The organism is Bacillus cereus group sp. N12 (genome assembly GCF_016483575.1).
GTDB classification, from domain to species: Bacteria; Bacillota; Bacilli; order Bacillales; family Bacillaceae_G; genus Bacillus_A; species Bacillus_A toyonensis.
In genome coordinates, this window is record NZ_JAEHBO010000031.1 from 11,638 (window position 1) to 32,600 (window position 20,963).

Here is a 20,963-nt window from a genome sequence, read left to right on the forward strand (position 1 = left end):
CTTTAATTATGCGTTTTTGATTATCGCTACATCCATGTTTTTAATAAGCTCATTAGCAAATTCAGAACATTTCACTTCTGTTGCGCCTTCCATTAGACGAGCGAAGTCGTATGTTACTACTTTTGATGCAATTGTTTTCTCAACTGAATCAGTTACTAATTTCGCAGCTTCATTCCATCCTAAATGTTCTAGTAATAATACACCAGAAAGAAGAACAGAAGATGGGTTTACTTTGTCTAAACCTGCATATTTTGGAGCTGTACCATGTGTAGCTTCAAAGATAGCATGTCCAGTCACATAGTTAATGTTTGCACCAGGTGCAATACCAATTCCACCTACTTGTGCAGCAAGTGCATCAGAGATATAGTCACCATTTAAGTTCATTGTTGCAACAACATCGAACTCACGTGGACGAGTTAAAATTTGTTGTAAGAAGATATCTGCAATAGAATCTTTTACGATGATTTTTCCAGCCACTTCTGCGTCTGCCATCGCTTTATTCGCTGCATCTTTGCCATCTTTTTCAACGATGCGATCATATTCAGCCCAAGTAAATACTTTATCGCCAAATTCTTGTTCCGCAACTTCATAACCCCAGTTTTTGAAAGCACCTTCTGTAAATTTCATAATGTTTCCTTTATGAACTAATGTAACAGAAGAGCGTTTTTCGTTAATTGCATATTGAATTGCAGCACGAACAAGACGCTTTGTCCCTTCTTCTGAAATTGGTTTAATACCAATACCAGATGTTTCTGGGAAGCGGATTTTATTAACACCCATTGCTTCTTTTAAGAAAGCAAGAACTTTTTCTGCTTCTGGAGATCCTTGTGCATATTCAATTCCAGCATAGATGTCTTCTGTATTTTCACGGAAAATAACCATATCAGTATCTTCCGGACGTTTTACAGGTGAAGGAACACCTTCAAAATAACGAACTGGACGTAGACATACGTATAAATCTAATTCTTGACGAAGCGCTACGTTTAGAGAACGAATACCACCGCCAACTGGAGTTGTAAGTGGACCTTTAATTGCGATTAAATATTCACGGATTAAATTTAAAGTCTCTTCTGGTAACCACTCGCCTGTTTGGTTGAATGCTTTTTCCCCTGCAAGCACTTCTTTCCAAACGATTTTCTTCTCACCATCATAAGCTTTTTCTACTGCTGCTTCTAGTACGCGAGATGCAGCTTCCCAAATATCAGGACCAATTCCATCTCCTTCGATAAATGGAATAATCGGATTGTTTGGTACATTCATAACACCATTAGTTACAGTAATTTTTTCACCTGTCGTCAATGTGATAACCCCCATGTTTGAAATTTCATATGTATGAAACTGAGGGAATAACCCCTCAGTTCAAACCGTTAGTCAAATTAAAATATTCTAATCATTACATCTTCCCAAAAAAATCAGACTTTTGAAAGCGTATTTTTACTATCGAAATAGTGTTTTTCGCTTATCGTTGTGCAATTGGAACATATACTTGATGTGTTGGTCCATTATAATCAGCACGCGGACGGATTAAACGGTTGTTTTCATATTGTTCTAGAATATGAGCTAACCAGCCTGACATACGGCTAATTGCAAAAATAGGTGTAAATAAGTCATGGTCAATTCCTAAACAATGGTATACAGAAGCTGAATAGAAATCAACATTTGGTGGAAGACCTTTTTCTTTTGTTACAATGTCTTCAATTTTGATAGACATATTATACCATTTCTCTTCTCCTAAAAGCACGCATAATCTCTTAGACATCTCACGTAAATGTTTTGCACGTGGATCACCTTGCTCATACACACGATGACCAAAGCCCATGATTTTCACTTTATTTTGAAGAGCATTATGAATATATGATTCTACATTTTCTTCTTCGCCAATTTCAGTTAACATCTTCATTACATTTTCATTTGCCCCGCCGTGAAGAGGACCTTTTAACGCACCGATTGCTGCAGTAATACCAGAATATACATCTGAAAGTGTAGCTACGCAAACACGTGCAGTAAATGTAGAAGCGTTTAACTCATGATCTGCATGAAGTACAAGCGCCTTATCAAAAGCTTCAATTTCAACTTCATTTGGCTCACGATCATTTAACATGTACAAGAAGTTTGCAGCTAATGATAAATCTTTTCTCGGTTCAACAATATCTAAACCTTTACGGATTCTTGCATAAGCGGCAATTAAAGTTCCCACTTGAGCTTGTAATTTAACCGCTTTCAAATAATTGGACTTTTCATCCATAATTTCAGCGCTCTCATCGTATAATGATAGCATGGAAATTGCAGTTCGTAAAACAGACATAGGATGTGCGATCTTTAAATCTACTTGTTTCAAATATGTTAAAATTTCACCTGGCACTTTATAGTATTCTGATACAGTTTCATTAAATTCCGCTAGTTCTTGTTCGTTAGGAAGCTTACGGTGCCATAATAAGTACACTACTTCTTCAAATGTAGCATTCTCAGCTAAATCATCAATATTATACCCAACATAAGTTAATGTATCATCAATAATAGAGCTCACAGATGATGTTGTTGCTACTACCCCTTCTAAACCTCGAATAACAGTCATGACATTCTCTCCTTTTCCTGAAAAATTCTCCCAACCTTGCTCCTTATATCTATTTGCTCCCCTTATGAATTATGAACGCCCGTTCACTCTTTAGGCAAGCAAAATGCACGATCATGCACATTTGTTGCGATGTTCCCCTCTTAATGTCCATTGCTTACATGGAAAGCATGAGCGTGAATGTCTCCCCGAATCCTCACGCTCAGAACAACAAGTTAGTGAGGAAAATGAATTCCGAAGAGTTTTATGATAAAAACAACATAAAACAATATCATTATAAAATTGTTTTATGTTGTTTTTATTTTATCTGGTGTAAAGTCTCTGCTGTTATGTAACTTTTCAAAGTTTCTAATTCTATTATAAACAATTATCTGACTTTTGTGAACAGAAAGAATTCAAAAATTTTATATTACTATAAAATTCCTTATTTAAACATTTGTATAATACTCATAACTGCATAGGCAATTCCAGCCCCAATTAACGGGCCTACAGCCACCCCATTAAATAAGGCAACCGCTATAATCGTCCCAAAAACAAGCGCAGTTGTAATATGAGGGTCCGTCGTCAATAATTGTACGCCGCCTTTCGCTAACAAAGCGACCGCCACACCTGAGGCTAAAGCAATCCATGCATAATATGATTTCGCTGCTTCTCCGAGTTGTTTAAAGCCTATTTCCCCTGTCGCAATCGGTACGAGCACTGCTATTGTAATGACTGTTACACCAAGGTTAATCCCTTTCGTTTGTAAATAAGGAAAGACTTTATCTCCTAAAAACGTAAACTTCAATAAGAATAACACTCCAATGGCTACAGTAAGCGATTGGTTTTTAGCAATAAGTCCTATAATAAGTAGTATGAATAAAAATAACGTTGACTGACTAATCATGTTTGCACTTCCTTTCTGAAAATAATGAACTCGCTTCCAAACAAAAATACCTTTAAACCTATCGTTATACATGTCATATCGATGTCTATTTGCCAATGAGAATAAGCCAACAATTTCATTTTTGTATGCATTTTTAACTTACAAAACGAGACTGTACCCCAAAAAAATCAAAGCATATATACATTTTTGAAAACGATGGTCTCTCCTTTCTTTTCTAACAAGAAACAGGTAAAATAAAAAGAAGAGAAAATGAAGTTTTTACCATATAGTAGAAGCATCATCAACAAGCTTTTACAGTCGTTCATGTACTGAAAAAGCAGGGAAAATCCATCATTCCACTATAACATAAAAGTGAAACTTTAATCAGTGAATGCTACTCGTTATAAGTTGAACGAATTAGGCTAATACAAATTGGAATGGGAGGTATACATCTTTGAACCGAAACTTACTATATATGATATTGCGACTCATATTTGTCATTGTAGCAACGGTAGCTGGGTTCTATGTATTACTATACATGTCAGGACTTATCTATCCTTTTATTATCGCTTTTGCATTTGCTTATTTGATTAATCCTGTCGTCAATTTCCTTAATCAAAAACTACAATTCCCTCGCGCACTAGCAGTACTCGTTAGCTTAATTCTCGTATTCGGAGCTATCGTCGGGCTTGTTACATACCTTGTAACAGAAGCAATATCTGCCACAACATACTTACTACAACTTGTTACAGTAAAGTTTCCGGATATCGTTAAATTCGCAGAGCAATTTGCACTTAATCATATTATGCCTCTCTATGACGATTTAATTTCTAAATTTAATCATCTTGGAGAACCGCAGCGTTATACAATTACACAAAACATCCAAAACTTAGGAACTGAAGCAACAACACAAATGAAAGAACTTTTAACAGCTATTATAAGTGGATTAACAAATTTCATTAGTGCATTACCAACAACTCTAACTGTTCTTGTATTCATTTTATTAGCCACTTTCTTCATTAGTTACGATTGGCACCGTCTTGCTCAAAAAGCAAGAAAACTTCTACCGAATCGTGTACATGGCTACGGAAAAACTATTTTTGTCGATTTAAGAAAAGCTTTGTTCGGTTTTGTTAAAGCGCAACTTACACTCGTATCTATGACAACCGTTATTGTACTAATCGGACTTTTAATATTACGCGTACCATACGCCATTACTATCGCGATTATTACAGGTGTTGTAGATTTACTCCCATACTTAGGGACAGGAGCCGTCTTCGTCCCTTGGGTTATATACGTATTTTTCACTGGCGACACTGCATTCGCCATCGGTCTTCTCATTCTATACATCGTCGTGATTGTCCAAAGACAAATTATGGAACCTAAAGTGCTTTCATCTAATATTGGTCTTGATCCATTAGCGACACTAGTCGCTCTATTTATCGGCTTTAAGCTCTTCGGTTTCTTAGGATTAATCATCGGTCCAGTCACATTAGTACTACTTAATACATTACACAAAGCTCATGTCTTCCATGACTTGTGGAAATACATTAAAGGTTCACCCTCTTCAAAACAATAATTTCTAATTCACACAAAAAACTTAAGGAATAATGAGTGCAATTTCCCACTCATTATTCCTTGTACTTCTTTTTCATACTAACTACATGCAAAAAGAGAATTGCCCAAAAAAGGATAATTCTCTTGTTTTTTTGCATATAAAAACGGATTTTTCAACCTAAAATACATTTTTATTCTATTTATTTTATAATTATTACTTACATTTATTACTTTTTATGTAAATGAATAAATATACAAATCAGTATAAGATAAGGCTTCAACTAACGATTTCCCTGCTTTTATCAGATTTCATTACGTTCCTCGATCCTTCATACACAAAAATAAAACTTCAATATAGCGGATTTTTTCTACATCCTATTCATTAAGAACAAATAGTATCCAATTTACATGTTCAATCAGAAATATATATCCTACACAATAAAGTGAAACTTTAATCAATCAGGCTTTGTTCATCCCCCACTAATTATTAACCCGTACCAATCAGGCTTTTTGCAGAATAAAAAAAGTAGTGCTTAGATCGCTATAATCTAAGCACTACTTCTGAATAATAATAGTAGATCTCTTTCTAAACTTCCATTCCATCCACTTCATAACAAGCGGCTTCAATAAAGCCCTAGTAAAAGGAACAACAAAAATAAACCCCATTACATCCGTCACATATCCAGGAAGCACTAAAAGAATACCTCCTACAAATACAAAAATACCATCTAGTACTGCCTCGCCTGGCATTTCTCCTCTATTCAACTTAGATTGAATCTCTCTAAGCACTTTAAACCCTTGCCTTTTCGCCAAATATACACCTACAACACCAGTAAATACAATCATAGCGAACGTAGACCATAACCCTATTACATGACTCGACCCAATTAATACCGTAATCTCAACCGCCGGTATTAAAATCAACAAGAATAACAACCATTTCACAGTTCTGCACCCCTTTCACAAATCGCTTTAAAGACCCCTAAAACGCTCATATAGACTAAACAGAAGTAAGACATCCATTCACATTAAACTTCATAACAAGCAGCTTGTAAAAGCAAATTTAGACGTTTTAAAATAGTTCTATCATGTTTTTGTGTAAAAAAAAGAGAAGGACTCCGCTCCTTCTCTCCGTATTACTTCTTATAGCACTTCCGCATGTCCATTATAAACAATTCCGCGTGCCGCATCAACTGTTACTTCTTGGCCATTTTTTAAAGTTGCTGTTACGCCGTTTACACCAACGATAACAGGAATACCGATTGATACGCCTACAACAGCTGCATGGCTAGTTAAGCCACCTTCTTCTACAACTAAAGCAGCAGCTTTTTCGATTGCAGAAATCATATCTTTATCAGTGCTTGTTGTAACAAGGATATCACCTTCGTTTACGTTCGCTACAGCTTCAGCAGCTGTTTTTGCTACAACTACTTTACCTTTTGCAGCTTTACGACCGATTCCTTGTCCCTTAGCAACTTCTTCACCAACAACATGGATTTTCATTAAGTTTGTTGTACCAGTTTCAGCAACTGGAACACCCGCAGTGATTACTACAGTGTCTCCAAGTCCGATTAGACCTGCATCCATACCTGTTTGAATCGCAGTATCTAACATTTCGTCAGTAGACGCTGCACGTTTCCCAGCCATAAATGCTTGTACACCCCAAACAAGTGCAAGACGACGTCCTACTTGCTCGTCAGATGTTACAGCTACGATTGGAGATTTCGGACGATATTTAGAGATCATTTTCGCAGTATGTCCACTTTCTGTTGGAGCTACGATCGCAGCTACATCAAGAGCAAGTGCTGTATGCGCAACAGATTGGCTAATTGCATCTGTAATTGTTGGAGTGAACTCTTTAATACGTTTTTTGAACATATCTTCGTATTGTAATGATTTTTCAACACGTACTGCAATGTTAGCCATCATTGTTACCGCTTCTACTGGATATTGACCAGCAGCAGTTTCACCTGAAAGCATGATTGCATCCGTACCATCGAAGATTGCGTTAGCTACGTCACTTGCTTCCGCACGAGTTGGACGTGGGTTACGTTGCATAGAATCTAACATTTGCGTTGCAGTAATAACTGGTTTACCTAATACGTTACATTTTTTGATTAAACGTTTTTGCACTAAAGGTACTTCTTCTGGTGGAATTTCCACACCCATATCACCACGAGCTACCATTAAACCGTCAGAAACTTCTAAGATTGAATCGATATTGTCGATACCTTCTTGGTTTTCGATTTTCGGTACGATTTGGATGTATTGAGCATTATGCTCTTCTAGTAATTCACGGATTTCTAATACGTCAGATGCTTTACGAACGAAAGATGCTGCGATGAAATCAACTTTTTGCTCGATACCAAAGATGATATCTTTTACGTCTTTTTCAGTGATACCAGGAAGCTTAATGCTTACGTTTGGTACGTTAACACCTTTTTTATTTTTTACAGTTCCACTGTTTAAAACTTTTGTACGGATATTTCCGTCAGCTTTTTCGATTACTTCTAGCTCGATAAGACCGTCATCGATTAGAATGCGAGAACCTGGGTCTACATCATCATAAAGACCAGCATAAGATACAGAGAACTTCTCTGCAGTACCTAATACTTGCTCAGTAGAAAGAACTACTTCTGCACCTGTTACAAGTTCAGCTTGTCCGTCTACGAAGTCGTGAGTACGGATTTCTGGACCTTTTGTATCAAGTAAGATACCAACTGTTTTACCAGTTTTCTTTGAAGCTTCACGAATGTTTTTAATACGAGCGCCGTGCTCTTCATGGCTACCATGAGAGAAGTTTAAACGAGCAACGTTCATACCCGCTTCCATTAATTGTTCTAATTTCTCAATACTTTCACTAGCAGGACCTATTGTACATACAATTTTAGTTTTACGCATATTGCACCTCCGAAAATTATGAAACCGTTCCCAAATATCTGACATTACGCCGATTAGATGGATAATTCTTTAGATAATTGATACATATCTTTATCGATTGTATGCTTTTGAGCTAACGCCTCGATAATGTCATGATCAACAAGTTTATTATCTTGAATACCTACACAGCGTCCACCTTTACCAGCAATTAACAACTCAACTGCTCTTGCGCCAAGACGACTTGCTAATACACGGTCTTGTGCACTTGGTGATCCACCACGTTGTACGTGACCTAATACAGTTACACGAGTATCAAAGTTTGTTGCTTCTTCAATATGCTTACCGATGTCAATTGCACTTCCAACACCTTCAGCTACAATGATAATACTGTGTTTTTTCCCACGTTCACTACCGCGTTTTAGACGAGCGATTACATCATCCATGTCATACTCTTCTTCTGGAATTAAGATCGTTTCTGCACCATCAGCTAAACCAGCCCATAATGCGATGTCTCCAGCATGACGTCCCATTACTTCGATAACATATGTACGTTCATGAGATGTAGCTGTGTCACGGATTTTATCAATTGCATCAATAACAGTATTTAAAGCTGTATCGAAACCAATTGTGAAGTCTGTTCCAGGAATATCATTGTCGATTGTACCTGGTACACCAACACATGGGAATCCTTGTTCAGTTAATTTTTTAGCACCTTGGTAAGAGCCATCTCCACCAATAACAACAAGTCCTTCGATACCGTGTTTCTTTAATTGCTCGATACCTTTTAGTCGTACTTCTGGGTCTTTAAACTCAGGACATCTTGCTGTATATAATTTCGTACCACCGCGGTGGATAATATCGCCAACAGAACCAAGTTCTAATTTTTCAATGTGACCAGAAATTAATCCAGCGTATCCATGGTAAATACCATATACTTCAATATCATGGAAAATCGCTTTACGAACAACTGCACGAATGGCAGCATTCATACCAGGTGAATCTCCACCACTTGTTAATACACCAATACGTTTCATTTGTACTCACCTCATAAAGATTATTTGCCTTATAATAAAATAACACGAAAAAATATAAAAACACAATGGAGAAGATGTGTCTTTTCATAATAAAAACGTGCATTCGCGAAGAGGAACGCACGCTTTTCTTATTTTATCCCAATGGAAGCGTTTGAAAACGAAACTTGCCCAATTTTCATATATTTTTCATAACGTTTTTCGATTAATTCATCTTTCGAAATTCCGTTTAATTGTTCAAAAGTTTTTCTAATCATTAAGTCTATATTTTCTGACTGTTTTAAAAGATTACGGTGAGCTCCACCTTTTGCCTCTGGAATAATTTCATCAATTACACCTAATTCTTTCAAATCTGCTGCTGTAATTTTCATTGCTTCTGCAGCTTCCTTCGCTTTTCCTGCATCTTTCCAAAGAATTGCCGCTGCACCCTCTGGTGTAATAACAGAATAAGTGGAATTTTCTAGCATATGAATGTAATCTCCTACTCCAAGACCTAGCGCACCACCACTACCGCCTTCACCGATAACGATACAAATAACTGGTACCTTTAAACCTGCCATCTCAAATAGATTGCGGGCAATAGCTTCACTTTGTCCACGTTCTTCAGCTGCTTTACCAGGATAAGCTCCCTTCGTATCGATGAAACAAATAATAGGACGATTAAACTTTTCCGCTTGTTTCATGAGACGCAGTGCTTTTCGATATCCTTCTGGATGAGGCATCCCAAAATTACGACGAATATTTTCTTTCGTATCTTTTCCGCGCTGATGCCCAATTACAGTTACAGGCATCCCCTTATATTTCGCAATGCCGCCGACAATCGCTGCATCATCGCCAAATAGGCGATCTCCATGACATTCAAAAAAATCAGTAAATAAGTGCTCAATATAATCGAGCGTTGTCGGTCGTTCTGCATGACGAGCAATTTGCACACGGTCCCATACTTTCATATTGCCGTATATATCTTCCTCTAAATTTTCTAGCTTGTCTTCCAAAATACGAATCTCCTCACTGAAGTCCATCTGGCTGTTTTTCGTATAGTCTTTCAGTTCACGGATCTTATTTCTTAGCTCAACAACTGGTTTTTCAAATTCTAGCTCTGCCATACAGCCATTTCCCCTCCTTGATGAACTTCTAAAATCTTACGAAGTGATTCTTTCATATCATCACGATGCACAACCGCATCTAATTGACCATGGTCTAGTAAAAATTCTGCCGTTTGGAAATCTTCCGGTAGTTTCTCACGCACTGTTTGTTCAATTACACGTCTACCAGCAAATCCGATAAGTGCACCTGGCTCTGCAAGATTATAATCACCAAGTGAAGCAAAACTCGCTGAAACCCCGCCCGTCGTTGGGTGAGTCATAACAGAAATAAATAACCCTCCTGCATTACTATGCTTTTTCAAAGCTACGCTTGTTTTTGCCATTTGCATTAAACTTAATATACCTTCTTGCATACGGGCACCACCCGAAGCAGTAAAGATAATAAATGGAACTTGTAAGTCGTATGCCTTTTCAACCGCACGGGCAATTTTTTCTCCTACAACAGAGCCCATGCTCCCCATTCGAAAACGAGAATCCATTACTGCAACAACAACAAGCATGTCATCAATTGTTCCTTCACCAGTTACAACCGCTTCATTCAATTCAGTCTTCTTACGATCGTTCTCTAATTTCTCTTCATATCCCGGAAACTCGAGTGGATTTAATGAAACCATTTCTTTGTCATACTCACGGAATGACCCTTCGTCCAATATACTATCAAGGCGCTCCCATGCATTCATAGGATGATGATATCCACAGTTCACACATACTTTTAAATTTTTCAGAAGTTCTTTCGTATACATGATTTTTTTACATTTCGGACATTTTGTCATAACGCCATCTGGTACATCTTTTCGTACTTGTTCTGAAGGTATTGCAGCATACTTTTTCTTTTTCACGAATAAATCTCTTAGCACAATTTGACCCCCTTCGTTGAGAGCTAAGGTTAGCGTAAGAAGAAAATGGGGCTAACACCAATGTTTGATGTTAGCCTTATCTTCTCAATCTGTCTAATAACCTCTCTCTTTACGTTTAACTTTAACCGCTATGCGGTAGAATGTTTGTCATAACGTGTCATGGTCATTTCGACAAATTTTATACATTACGAGTGAAACTGTATATTCTCTACTAATTCATCGTAAATTTTTAGTGCATCATTTTCTTGTTTTTCTTCCAAAGTAGCATAAAGCTTTCTATACATATCGATAGAATCTCCTGAAACTTTACAAGAAAGAGTTGCTACGTAATCATTTACGATCATCCAAATGCGATATAGTAAATAATTATCGACTTGTTCAATTAGTGTTTTAAAGAACGTTTGGTGAAGCATTGGAATCGAACTTTCATTTTCTTCAAGCACTTTCTGTAATCTACTTAGCACTTTAGAAAATGTTTCTTTCGGTAAATTACATACAATTCGAATCATATCTTTCTCAAGCAATCGTTTTGTTTGTAATAAATCACGAATTGTTTTCTCATCTTGCAATAGAAACGGAGCAATTAGTTGTACAAGACCGTTATCGTAAAAGTTTCGAATAAACGTCCCTTCACCACGTCTCGTTTCAATTAACCCTACCAGTTCTAAAGCACGCAATGCTTCTCTTACAGATGAGCGTCCTACGTTTAAGCGTGAACTTAGCTCCCGCTCAGACGGCAAACGATCCCCTGCTACCAATCCATCCTCTTCCATAATGGAACGGATTTTTTTTACAATTTCGAGATATACTTTTGTATTTGATGATGTCAATGGAAATTCCTCGCTTATTCTTTACCAATCAGCGCTAATTGTTTTGTTTTCTCAGCAACTTCATTTGGATCTACTTGACGACGAGCTACTCCTGTCTCCATTGCTGCTTTCGCAACGTAAGCTGCCACTCGAGGCGCTACACGCGCGTCAAACGGTGCCGGAATGATATAGTCTGCATTCAACTCATCTTCTGCTACAAGCTCAGCAATAGCCTGTACAGCTGCCATCTTCATTTCTTCGTTAATTTGTGTCGCATGTACGTCAAGTGCACCGCGGAAAATACCAGGGAACGCTAGTACATTATTTACTTGGTTCGGGAAGTCAGAACGACCTGTTCCAACAACAGCTGCGCCCGCTGCTTTTGCCAATTCTGGCATAATTTCCGGAACCGGATTCGCCATTGCAAAAATAATCGCATTGTCATTCATAGTACGAACCATCTCTTCTGTTAATGCACCTTCTGCAGATACACCAATGAATACGTCCGCACCTTGTACAACATCAGCTAAAGAACCTTCTATACGATTCTTATTTGTATATTTTGCAACTTCATCTTTCACTGGATTCATACCAGTAGGACGACCATCATAGATTGCACCTTTACGGTCACACATAATAATGTCGCGTACTCCATAGCGATATAAAAGTTTAATAATTGCAATACCTGCTGCACCTGCGCCATTTGCGACAACTTTAATGTCAGACATTTTCTTTCCAACTAATTTCAGCGCATTCACAAGGCCCGCTACTGTTACGATAGCTGTTCCGTGTTGATCATCATGGAAGATAGGAATATTTGTTTCTTTCTTCAAACGTTCTTCAATAATGAAGCAGTTTGGTGCTGCGATATCTTCTAAGTTAACGCCGCCAAAAGTTGGCTCCATTAATTTTACAGTTTCAACAATTTTATCTACATCGTTTGTATTTAAGGCGATTGGGAATGCATCTACACCAGCAAAGCTCTTGAATAATACAGCTTTACCTTCCATTACTGGAAGAGATGCTTCAGGTCCAATGTTACCAAGACCGAGTACAGCCGTTCCATCCGTCACAACTGCTACCATATTTCCCTTCATCGTATATTCATATACCTTACTTTTATCGTCATAAATTTCTTTACAAGGCTCTGCAACCCCTGGAGAATATGCAAGACTTAAATCTTTTGCATTTTCTACTTTTACTTTTGATACAGTTTCTAATTTTCCTTGATGCACTTTATGCATGTGAAGTGCTTCTTCACGAAGTGTTGACAAACTATCCACTCTCCTCAAATTATTCTAGCTGGTATCAATTTCTCCAAGTGGTCTGACCACGAACACTACTACTATAATAATCGAAGTGTAGGGAAATTGTCCATTATATTTTCACAACTACATTCTCTTCCCCGACAATTTCACGAAGTGTTCCTAAGCATTTTTCACTTGGATGAATCGATAAACTTCGAGATAATTGTACCATTTTATGTTCCTTTTCATAATAAATTAGTACTTTCGCAAAACCCGAATAGTCAAACAATATTTTTGTAACCTGATTCAAAAGCTTTTTTTCATACTGAGACGGCAATTTCACGTAAACAGATGCATCTTTCTTTTCTTCATAAACATCCATTTCTTCTAACGGATATAGTCCGTTTACAATCCATTGCAGCTTATGATTTCTTAGCTCAATCGTACCGTCAACTAAAACAATTGCCCCTTCTTGTAACTTGTCTGAGAAATGTATATACGTGTCCGGGAAAACAACCGCTTCCATTTCATCATTTTGATCACAGAATGTAATAAACGCCATCTTTTGCAATTTTTTCGTACGAATGACTCTCACACTTGTTATATACACGATAGCCCTTTGTACTTTTTTCTTATTTCGCATCGCCTGAGCGAGAGATGGAATTTCTAATTCTTTTGCTAACTTCACATACTGCGCTGTCGGATAGCTTGATAAATAAAAGCCAAGTGCTTCCTTCTCTTTATTTAACTGTTCAATAAAAGAGAGCTCTTCTCCTTGTACATATTTTGATTTTGGAACAGCATCCCCTAAATCACGGGCAAGATTTGCGTACTCTAACGCTCCTTTAAGGCTTTTCCATAAATTCGTTCTCGAAATACCAAAATCGTCAAAACATCCCGACCAGACGAACGCCTCTAAATTTCGTTCTGTTACAAACTTCGCTGGCATACGAAGACAAAATTCAAATAAATCCTCAAACATTTTGCTCTCTCGTTCTTCTAACAATGCCGTCACTGTAGCCATTCCGATATTTCGAATTGAAAGTAAGCTGTAACGTATCGCATTCCCTTCTATTTGGAAGTTGTAACCACTCTTCTGAAGTGACGGTGGCAAAACGTGGAAACCTTTCCGCTTCGTTTCTCGTATATACTGCACAATCTTATCTTCATTTCCAATTGCACTTGATAATAATGCTGTCATAAATTCCAACGTATAATTCGCTTTTAAGTAGGCAAGCTGATATCCGATCATACTGTAAGCTACAGCGTGACTTCGGTTAAAACCGTAATTCGCAAATCTTACAATTAAATCGTAAATTTTATCTGCTGATGTCTCATCGTATCCGTTTCGCAAACAACCTTGCACGAAATGCTGACGTTCCTGATCTAAAATATCACGATTTTTTTTACTCACTGCTCGGCGTAATAAATCCGCTTCTCCGAGCGAAAACCCTGCTAACTTCGATGCAATTTGCATAATTTGTTCTTGGTATACAATTACACCGTATGTTCTTTCTAAAATCGGCTTTAAATCCGGATGTAAATATTCAATTTTTCTTTTTCCGTGCTTCGATTCAATAAAGGTTGGGATTTGCTCCATCGGTCCTGGTCTGTATAACGAGTTAACAGCGACAATGTCTTCAAACTCATTCGGTTTTAATCCGCGAAGTACATTTCGCATACCACCTGATTCAAGCTGGAATACCCCCGTTGTATCCCCTCTCCCTAGCAATTGGAACGTCTTTTCATCTTGGAGAGGTAAATTCCTTATATCAATTTCTTTCCCCGTTTTTTTCACAATAAACTTTATAATATTTTCAAGTAACGTTAAATTACGTAAGCCTAAAAAGTCCATCTTGAGCAACCCGAGTTCTTCTAATGCATCAGCAGGATATTGCGTAACATAAACATCGTTATGTCCTTCTTGAATTGCTACACTACCTGTTAACGGTTCTTGACTCATAATAACGCCAGCGGCATGAATAGACGTATGACGAGGTAAGCCTTCTACACGTTTTGCAATTTCAAACACACGCTCATGAAGAAGATTCCCTTGTATAAACTCACGGAGTGATTGTGATTCTTCATATGCATCTTTTAACGTTATACCAAGCTTTGATGGAATAAGTTTTGAAAATATGTCAATGTCTCGCGGCGGAAGCCCCATTACACGAGCAATATCTCTAATTGCTGCTTTCGCTGCAAGCGTCCCAAACGTTACAATTTGCGCCACGCGGAGCTGACCATACTTATCTTTCACATATCGGATCATCTCATCACGTCTTATATCTGGAAAATCGATATCAATGTCCGGAAGGGTCACACGTTCGGGATTTAAAAATCTTTCAAATAACAAATCGTATTCAATCGGATCAATATCTGTAATTTCTAATACGTACGAAACGAGTGAGCCAGCTGCCGATCCACGGCCTGGTCCTGTTAAAATATGATTTTCATGTGCATACTTCATAAAGTCCCATACGATGAGAAAATAATCACTAAATCCCATACTAGAAATGACGTTTAGTTCATGATTCAAACGCTTTATATGCACTTCTTTTGGCGTACCATAACGTTTATGCAAGCCTTCTTCACAAACACGGCGTAAGTAAATATCATTCGTCTCGTTAGATGGAACAGGAAATTTCGGTAATTGATTTACATGAAACGGTATTTCTACTTTACAACGTTCTGCAATTTTTACAGTGTTGTAAATCGCCTCTTCCGTGTGAGAAAATAGTGCTTCCATTTCATCCGATGACTTTAAATAATATTGATCCGTTTTGAGCCTCGGCCTGTCTGGATCAGTCATTTTCGTTCCACTTTCAACTGATAGTAAACATTCGTGAACGAGCGCGTCACTTTGATTAATATAGCGCACATCATTTGTTGCAACGACTGGGACATTTACCTTACTAATAAATTCAGGTAATTTTTCTTGCAGGAGCAGTTCATCTTGAATCGCATGATGCTGCAAACTCATATAAAAATTATCGAACATATTTTGATATGTACAAGCTACTTCTTCCGCCTGATCCTCTTTGTCTTCTAATAATAATTGTTCAATTTCCCCATCTTTACCTGGTGAAATAGCAATTAATCCTTTCGCATAATGCGCAAGCCACTTCTTCGGAATACCCTCTTTTGACTTCGTCATAATGCTACTAGAAATCTTTAATAAATTTTGATAGCCTATTTCATCTTCAGCAAGTAAGACGAGCGGATAAGACTTTTCTTCTTCTTCACTAAAAATAGAAGCTGTTAAGCCGATAATAGGCTGTATACCATGTTTCTTACATGCTTTATAAAACGGAATAACGCCATACATAACATTTTCATCCGTAATAGCCAACGATGAAAAACCAAGCTCTTTCGCCCTGACTACAAGCTCATCAATTTTACAAGCACTTTTTAATAAACTAAAAACGGTTTGACATTGTAAATGCACAAACTTCACTGTTGTACCCTCTCTTTACCTATTTGACTACTTTCATTATAGGTGATGAGGAAAGCGGAAATCAAAACATACTTCTCATACTTTGTCCATATATATGAAGAAGAAAGGGGAATGACGATGGATGTAAGAGAACATACTTTTTTCTCTCTGCTTATTATTAGTTATTTTATTGCCTTTGGGGTTATACTTGGCGGTTCATTAATTGGTGGATTTGGTGCGTTTCTTATCGGAAAACCAGCTCTAACTTACATTAATCAATTCGCCCAAAATTTAAGAATTTGGGCACTCGTTGCAGCAATCGGCGGAACATTCGATACCTTTTATAGCTTTGAAAGAAGTTTCTTTGGCGGAGATATGAAAGATATCGTAAAACAAATTCTCCTTATTTTTTTCGCAACTGGCGGTATGCAAACAGGTCTTATTATTATTAAATGGCTAACGCAGGAACATGTATGAGAGTGCCAAGTGCCAATACAGCAAAAAGATGGTACTTAGTTTTAGCTGGTGCTGCTGTTGGAGGCGTGTTGAGCTGGTTTATTTTTTTGTACATATACGGTGTTTTTCAAGAAGAACAAGCTAGTAAAATAGCAGAACAAAGAGAAATTATAGAAAAACAAGAAGCAAAGCTCCACGTCCTTCTCGAAGATCAAGAAAAGTTGAACACAGAAAATAAACGTCTCTTAACAATTCAAGAGATTAAAATAAAAATAATAAATCGAGAAAAATATGATTTAGACAATCTAACACTCGAAAATATGACCACTTCTATCCATAATGACCTCCAGCATCTTTTAACGAAAAACATTCAAAGTATCGCAAAAAATAAAGACCTACTCAAAAAAGCAATCGAAAACAAAACGTACAAACATTACGATCGTATATACCGCTTTAAAGTCGATACAATTTCTTTTGATACTGTACTTGAAATTAGTATTGATATAGAGAAAGAAAAATAAAGAAGGAGGGCTTAAGCGCCGCTCCTTCTTTTCGTTTTAACATATACTCTCTTATTTACAAATATCACGTAAATCAGCAAACAGACGATCCGCTTCTTCCCAAGAAGATGCTTTTGCACCAGAAGCCATCGGATGTCCTCCGCCGTTATATTGCATTGCTAATTTATTTATAACTGGCCCTTTTGAACGAAGGCGAACACGAATTACATCGTCTTCCTCTAAAAATAGAACCCATGCCTTTAATCCGTCAATATTACCAAGAGCTCCAACAACACCAGATGCTTCAGAAGGAAGTACATCAAATTCTTCTAATACTTCTTTCGTTAATTTAATGTAAGCTGCTCCTTCTTCTACCATCGTAAAGTTTTGTAAAATATAGCCATTTAAACGAGCGATTTTTTCTTTTGTCTTATACATTTCATTGTATAAATCTGTGAATTTCACACCCATATCAACAAGCTCACTTACGTAAAGGAGTGTTTTTGCTGTTGTATTCGGGAATAAGAAACGACCTGTATCCCCAACAATCCCTGCTAAAATAAGGCGAGCTGCTTCTTTTGTTATTTTTAATCCTTTATCTTTTCCATAGTTATAAAACTCATAAATCATTTCACTTGTAGAACTTGCTGTCGTATCTACCCACGTAATATCTCCGTACGGATCTTCATTTGGATGATGATCAATTTTGATTAACATCTTCCCTTTTGTATAGCGTTGATCGTCAACACGTTCTTGGTTCGCAGTATCACAAACGATAACAAGTGCATTTTCGTATACGCTATCTTCAATATTATCCATTACTCGTAAGTATGCTAGTGACGGTTCATTGTACCCAACCGTATAAATATTTTTCTCTGGAAACGATTCTTGCAAAATCGTACCAAGACCACCTTGTGAACCTAACGCATCTGGATCCGGACGCACATGACGATGAATAATAATTGTCTCAAATTCTTTAATTGCTCCTAAAATTTGCTCATGCATATGTATAATCTCCTTTTTATTCAACTTCTTCACTTTATCCTCCATTATAACGGAAAGTATTTCATACATGCGAACAATTGCTTTATAATAAAAATTAGAAAGTTTAGATATTTCTTTTTTCTTCACTATAATTTTTCACAAAGCGATGGGAGTGTGCATTATGCCAGTATTAGTCTTCTGTATTATCGTCTCATTTATGTTGTACCTCTTCTACAAAACAAAATACTTTCGTACAAACCGCCCAATGGAAAAAGGTTGGCTCTCAGGAAAATCCGCAATGGCACTCGGTTCATTCGTCTTATTCTTCGGGATAAACCAATTCTTTTTAGAACTTTCAACCGCTCGTATGATCGTCGGTGTTTTATTCGTTCTATTTGGTAGTGCGAGTGCATTTAATGGATTTCGCCAATATAAACATTTCTTTCCATTAGCAGTTAAAGAAGCAGAAGCTTATGAAGCAACGTAAAAAAGCATCACCATTGTGATGCTTTTTTACATCCTCTACTTTTTAAAATCATATATGCAACAAACGCAGAAGGTATATTAAATAGGTTACCTTGCACATGAAAATGTAATTGTTCCTCTTCAAAAGACATTTTTTCATATAGTTCTCGCTGAGATAATCCTGTACGTTTCCTTTTTTCATGTAAACCTTGTAAATATAAATATTGGATCGGTATCATTACAAGAAAGTAAAATAGTGCGATACCACCAAAGAAGATTATTTCTGATGACATATTGCATACCGCCTCCTCAAAATCCATTTTCTTACAATATAATTGTAACATAGTCTACCATCTAAATAAATTAATATTCTGTCATTTAATATTATATAAATCACTCTCTACATAAAAAAAGATGGAACAAATCAAAACGATTTGTTCCATCTTTTTATTTATCAATCAATTGCACCATAAGTAATGCTTTTCCAACAACATTACCTTCATGGTGTACTTCTACATCAACCTTACCAAATTTACGGCCAATTTCTAATACTTTCGGATGAACGGATACAACATTATCAATCTGAACCGGCTTTACAAAATAAATTGTTAAGTTCTCAACAATTGAATCACTCTTCTTCTGAGCACGAATGACACGGTTTGTTGCTTCTGTCACAATTGTTGTAAATACACCGTAAGATAATGTTCCGATTGAATTCGTCATTTGTGGTGTCACTGAAAATTGATACAAATGCTCATTTTTTGCTTCTTTCGGCGTCATAAATTGATTCGTTACAATATCATCAATCGTTTCACCAACTTGTGGTTGACGCTGAATCATCTGTAATGCCTGAAGTACATCTTGACGACTAATGATACCTTGCAATTTATTTCCATCTTCCACAACAGGAAGTAATTCAATACCTTCCCATACCATCATACGCGCTGCAGCTGCGACAGACATCTTTCCATTTACCGTAATAGGGTGTTTCGTCATCACTTTATCAATTGGTGTATCTTTCGCAACACCAATCATATCTTTCGAAGTTACGATACCTAACACCTTTTTATTTTCATCCACAATTGGATAACGTCCATGCATCGTCTCTTCATTGTACTCATGCCATTTCTGCACGATATCACTAGGCTTTAAATATAGTGTTTCTTCAATCGGTGTTAAAATATCTTCAACGAGTACAATTTCTTTCTTAATAAGTTGATCATAAATTGCGCGGTTAATTAACGTTGCGACCGTAAATGTATCATAGCTACTCGAAATAATTGGCAACTTCAATTCGTCTGCTAACTTTTTCACATGCTCTTCTGTATCAAATCCACCTGTAATTAATACAGCGGCCCCTGTTTCTAATGCTAATTGATGTGCATTCGTACGGTTCCCGATGATAAGCAAGTTCCCCGCTTCTGTATAGCGCATCATCGCTTCTAATTTCATAGCCCCGATTACGAATTTATTTAATGTTTTATGTAGTCCTTCTCTGCCTCCAAGTACTTGACCATCGACAATGTTAACGACTTCTGCATATGTTAGTTTTTCGATATTTTCTTTCTTCTTTTGTTCAATTCGAATTGTTCCGACACGTTCAATTGTACTAACATATCCTTTATTTTCTGCATCTTTAATCGCACGGTAAGCTGTCCCTTCACTTACACTCAAATCTTTCGCAATTTGCCTTACAGAAATTTTATGCCCTACCGGTAGGCTATTAATATGTTCTAAAATTTGATTATGTTTGGTAGCCAAATGGTTTCACCATACTTTCTTTTCCCTAAATTCTTCATGTGTTGTATTCCCAGTATACTATATTTTCAAAACTGTTACACTCTCTCTTTGTATATCTGTACTATTTTTTTTATAACAAAATGACCCTTACATTCCACTAGTCATTCCATTACAACAATGTAATGCTATTGTCATCTCGTTCGATAGTTCGTCCACACACTTCCATATACAATTAAGACAAGAAATGAAACAAAGGAGCGAATACATGATGAAAAAAATTTTAGAGGTTATAGGCGCAGTATTTTTAGCTTGTGTAGATGGGAAAAAAGTTGCAATGGATTTGAATGAAACTCCTGAACAGCCGCGTTCAAAAAGAGAAGAGTCAACTAAACAAATACAGACTTTAAAAGCTGTACTACACGCATAAAAAGCCCTTCACTTGTCTTTTCAAATGAAGG

General features: G+C 37.0%; 19 protein-coding genes. 5 read left to right on the plus strand and 14 right to left on the minus strand.

Annotation, left to right across the window (positions count from 1 at the left end):
- Nucleotides 1–6: 6 nt before the first annotated feature.
- The 3 genes from icd to JDS92_RS15630 all read right to left on the minus strand — a co-directional run bounded on the left by icd (nt 7) and on the right by JDS92_RS15630 (nt 3,458).
- Nucleotides 7–1,299: an NADP-dependent isocitrate dehydrogenase gene (gene icd / locus JDS92_RS15620; RefSeq protein WP_000206907.1), complete on the minus strand. Its 1,293-nt coding sequence runs from the start codon at nt 1,297–1,299 to the stop codon at nt 7–9.
- A 160-nt stretch (nt 1,300–1,459) separates the two neighbouring features.
- Complete coding sequence (gene citZ / locus JDS92_RS15625) at nt 1,460–2,575, minus strand: citrate synthase (RefSeq protein WP_000216095.1); 1,116 nt, start codon at nt 2,573–2,575, stop codon at nt 1,460–1,462.
- A gap of 421 nt (nt 2,576–2,996) precedes the next feature.
- On the minus strand, nt 2,997–3,458 hold the full coding sequence (locus JDS92_RS15630) for a DUF441 domain-containing protein (protein ID WP_000625507.1): 462 nt from the start codon (nt 3,456–3,458) through the stop codon (nt 2,997–2,999).
- A 433-nt stretch (nt 3,459–3,891) separates the two neighbouring features.
- Here JDS92_RS15630 and ytvI point away from each other — a divergent pair, with 433 nt between their 5' ends.
- On the plus strand, nt 3,892–5,016 hold the full coding sequence (ytvI, locus tag JDS92_RS15635) for a sporulation integral membrane protein YtvI (RefSeq protein ID WP_001081386.1): 1,125 nt from the start codon (nt 3,892–3,894) through the stop codon (nt 5,014–5,016).
- A 533-nt stretch (nt 5,017–5,549) separates the two neighbouring features.
- Here the strand turns inward: ytvI and JDS92_RS15640 are convergent.
- From JDS92_RS15640 to dnaE, 8 genes are all read right to left on the minus strand, one after another.
- Nucleotides 5,550–5,939, minus strand: coding sequence for an FxsA family protein (locus tag JDS92_RS15640; protein ID WP_000871649.1), 390 nt, complete (start codon nt 5,937–5,939; stop codon nt 5,550–5,552).
- 198 nt (nt 5,940–6,137) lie between these two features.
- A complete protein-coding gene (pyk, locus tag JDS92_RS15645) occupies nt 6,138–7,895 on the minus strand; it encodes a pyruvate kinase (protein WP_001232683.1) in 1,758 nt (585 codons plus the stop codon).
- A 53-nt stretch (nt 7,896–7,948) separates the two neighbouring features.
- The gene (gene pfkA / locus JDS92_RS15650; protein WP_000821156.1) at nt 7,949–8,908 is read right to left on the minus strand and encodes a 6-phosphofructokinase; all 960 of its coding nucleotides are present in this window, start codon (nt 8,906–8,908) and stop codon (nt 7,949–7,951) included.
- A gap of 128 nt (nt 8,909–9,036) precedes the next feature.
- Complete coding sequence (accA, locus tag JDS92_RS15655) at nt 9,037–10,011, minus strand: acetyl-CoA carboxylase carboxyl transferase subunit alpha (protein ID WP_199632131.1); 975 nt, start codon at nt 10,009–10,011, stop codon at nt 9,037–9,039.
- A complete protein-coding gene (gene accD, locus JDS92_RS15660) occupies nt 9,999–10,868 on the minus strand; it encodes an acetyl-CoA carboxylase, carboxyltransferase subunit beta (RefSeq protein WP_000942864.1) in 870 nt (289 codons plus the stop codon). The genes accA and accD overlap by 13 nt, the downstream gene beginning before the upstream one ends.
- 185 nt (nt 10,869–11,053) lie before the next feature.
- Entirely contained in the window at nt 11,054–11,698 is a 645-nt protein-coding gene (locus JDS92_RS15665; protein WP_000204451.1) for a FadR/GntR family transcriptional regulator, read from the minus strand.
- A 14-nt stretch (nt 11,699–11,712) separates the two neighbouring features.
- Nucleotides 11,713–12,921, minus strand: a complete 1,209-nt coding sequence (ystJ, locus tag JDS92_RS15670) for an NADP-dependent malic enzyme (RefSeq protein ID WP_162148121.1) — start codon at nt 12,919–12,921, stop codon at nt 11,713–11,715.
- A 133-nt stretch (nt 12,922–13,054) separates the two neighbouring features.
- Entirely contained in the window at nt 13,055–16,381 is a 3,327-nt protein-coding gene (gene dnaE, locus JDS92_RS15675; protein ID WP_097959251.1) for a DNA polymerase III subunit alpha, read from the minus strand.
- Between the two features lie 42 nt (nt 16,382–16,423).
- On the opposite strand from dnaE, the gene JDS92_RS15680 reads away from it, so the two are divergent.
- A complete protein-coding gene (locus tag JDS92_RS15680; RefSeq protein WP_002034291.1) occupies nt 16,424–16,837 on the plus strand; it encodes a YtrH family sporulation protein in 414 nt (137 codons plus the stop codon).
- Nucleotides 16,834–17,337 (plus strand): sporulation membrane protein YtrI, encoded by a 504-nt coding sequence (gene ytrI, locus JDS92_RS15685; protein ID WP_001265733.1) that lies wholly within the window; start codon nt 16,834–16,836, stop codon nt 17,335–17,337. Before JDS92_RS15680 ends, ytrI begins: the two co-directional genes overlap by 4 nt.
- Nucleotides 17,338–17,388: 51 nt before the next feature.
- Here the strand turns inward: ytrI and JDS92_RS15690 are convergent, their stop codons facing one another.
- A complete protein-coding gene (locus JDS92_RS15690) occupies nt 17,389–18,321 on the minus strand; it encodes a DHH family phosphoesterase (protein ID WP_000545153.1) in 933 nt (310 codons plus the stop codon).
- Between the two features lie 160 nt (nt 18,322–18,481).
- Here JDS92_RS15690 and JDS92_RS15695 point away from each other — a divergent pair, with 160 nt between their 5' ends.
- On the plus strand, nt 18,482–18,787 hold the full coding sequence (locus JDS92_RS15695; protein WP_001144779.1) for a YtpI family protein: 306 nt from the start codon (nt 18,482–18,484) through the stop codon (nt 18,785–18,787).
- Nucleotides 18,788–18,794: 7 nt separating this feature from the next.
- Here the strand turns inward: JDS92_RS15695 and JDS92_RS15700 are convergent, their stop codons facing one another.
- Together JDS92_RS15700 and JDS92_RS15705 are read right to left on the minus strand one after the other, a co-directional pair.
- Complete coding sequence (locus tag JDS92_RS15700) at nt 18,795–19,058, minus strand: DUF3949 domain-containing protein (protein ID WP_199632132.1); 264 nt, start codon at nt 19,056–19,058, stop codon at nt 18,795–18,797.
- Nucleotides 19,059–19,212: 154 nt separating this feature from the next.
- Nucleotides 19,213–20,526 carry a DRTGG domain-containing protein gene (locus JDS92_RS15705; protein WP_000201581.1) on the minus strand — a complete coding sequence of 438 codons (1,314 nt, stop codon included), beginning with the start codon at nt 20,524–20,526 and terminating at the stop codon, nt 19,213–19,215.
- Nucleotides 20,527–20,770: 244 nt separating this feature from the next.
- Between JDS92_RS15705 and JDS92_RS15710 the strand changes: the two genes are divergently transcribed.
- The gene (locus tag JDS92_RS15710; protein ID WP_000976100.1) at nt 20,771–20,932 is read left to right on the plus strand and encodes a hypothetical protein; all 162 of its coding nucleotides are present in this window, start codon (nt 20,771–20,773) and stop codon (nt 20,930–20,932) included.
- The last annotated feature ends 31 nt before the right edge of the window (nt 20,933–20,963 follow it).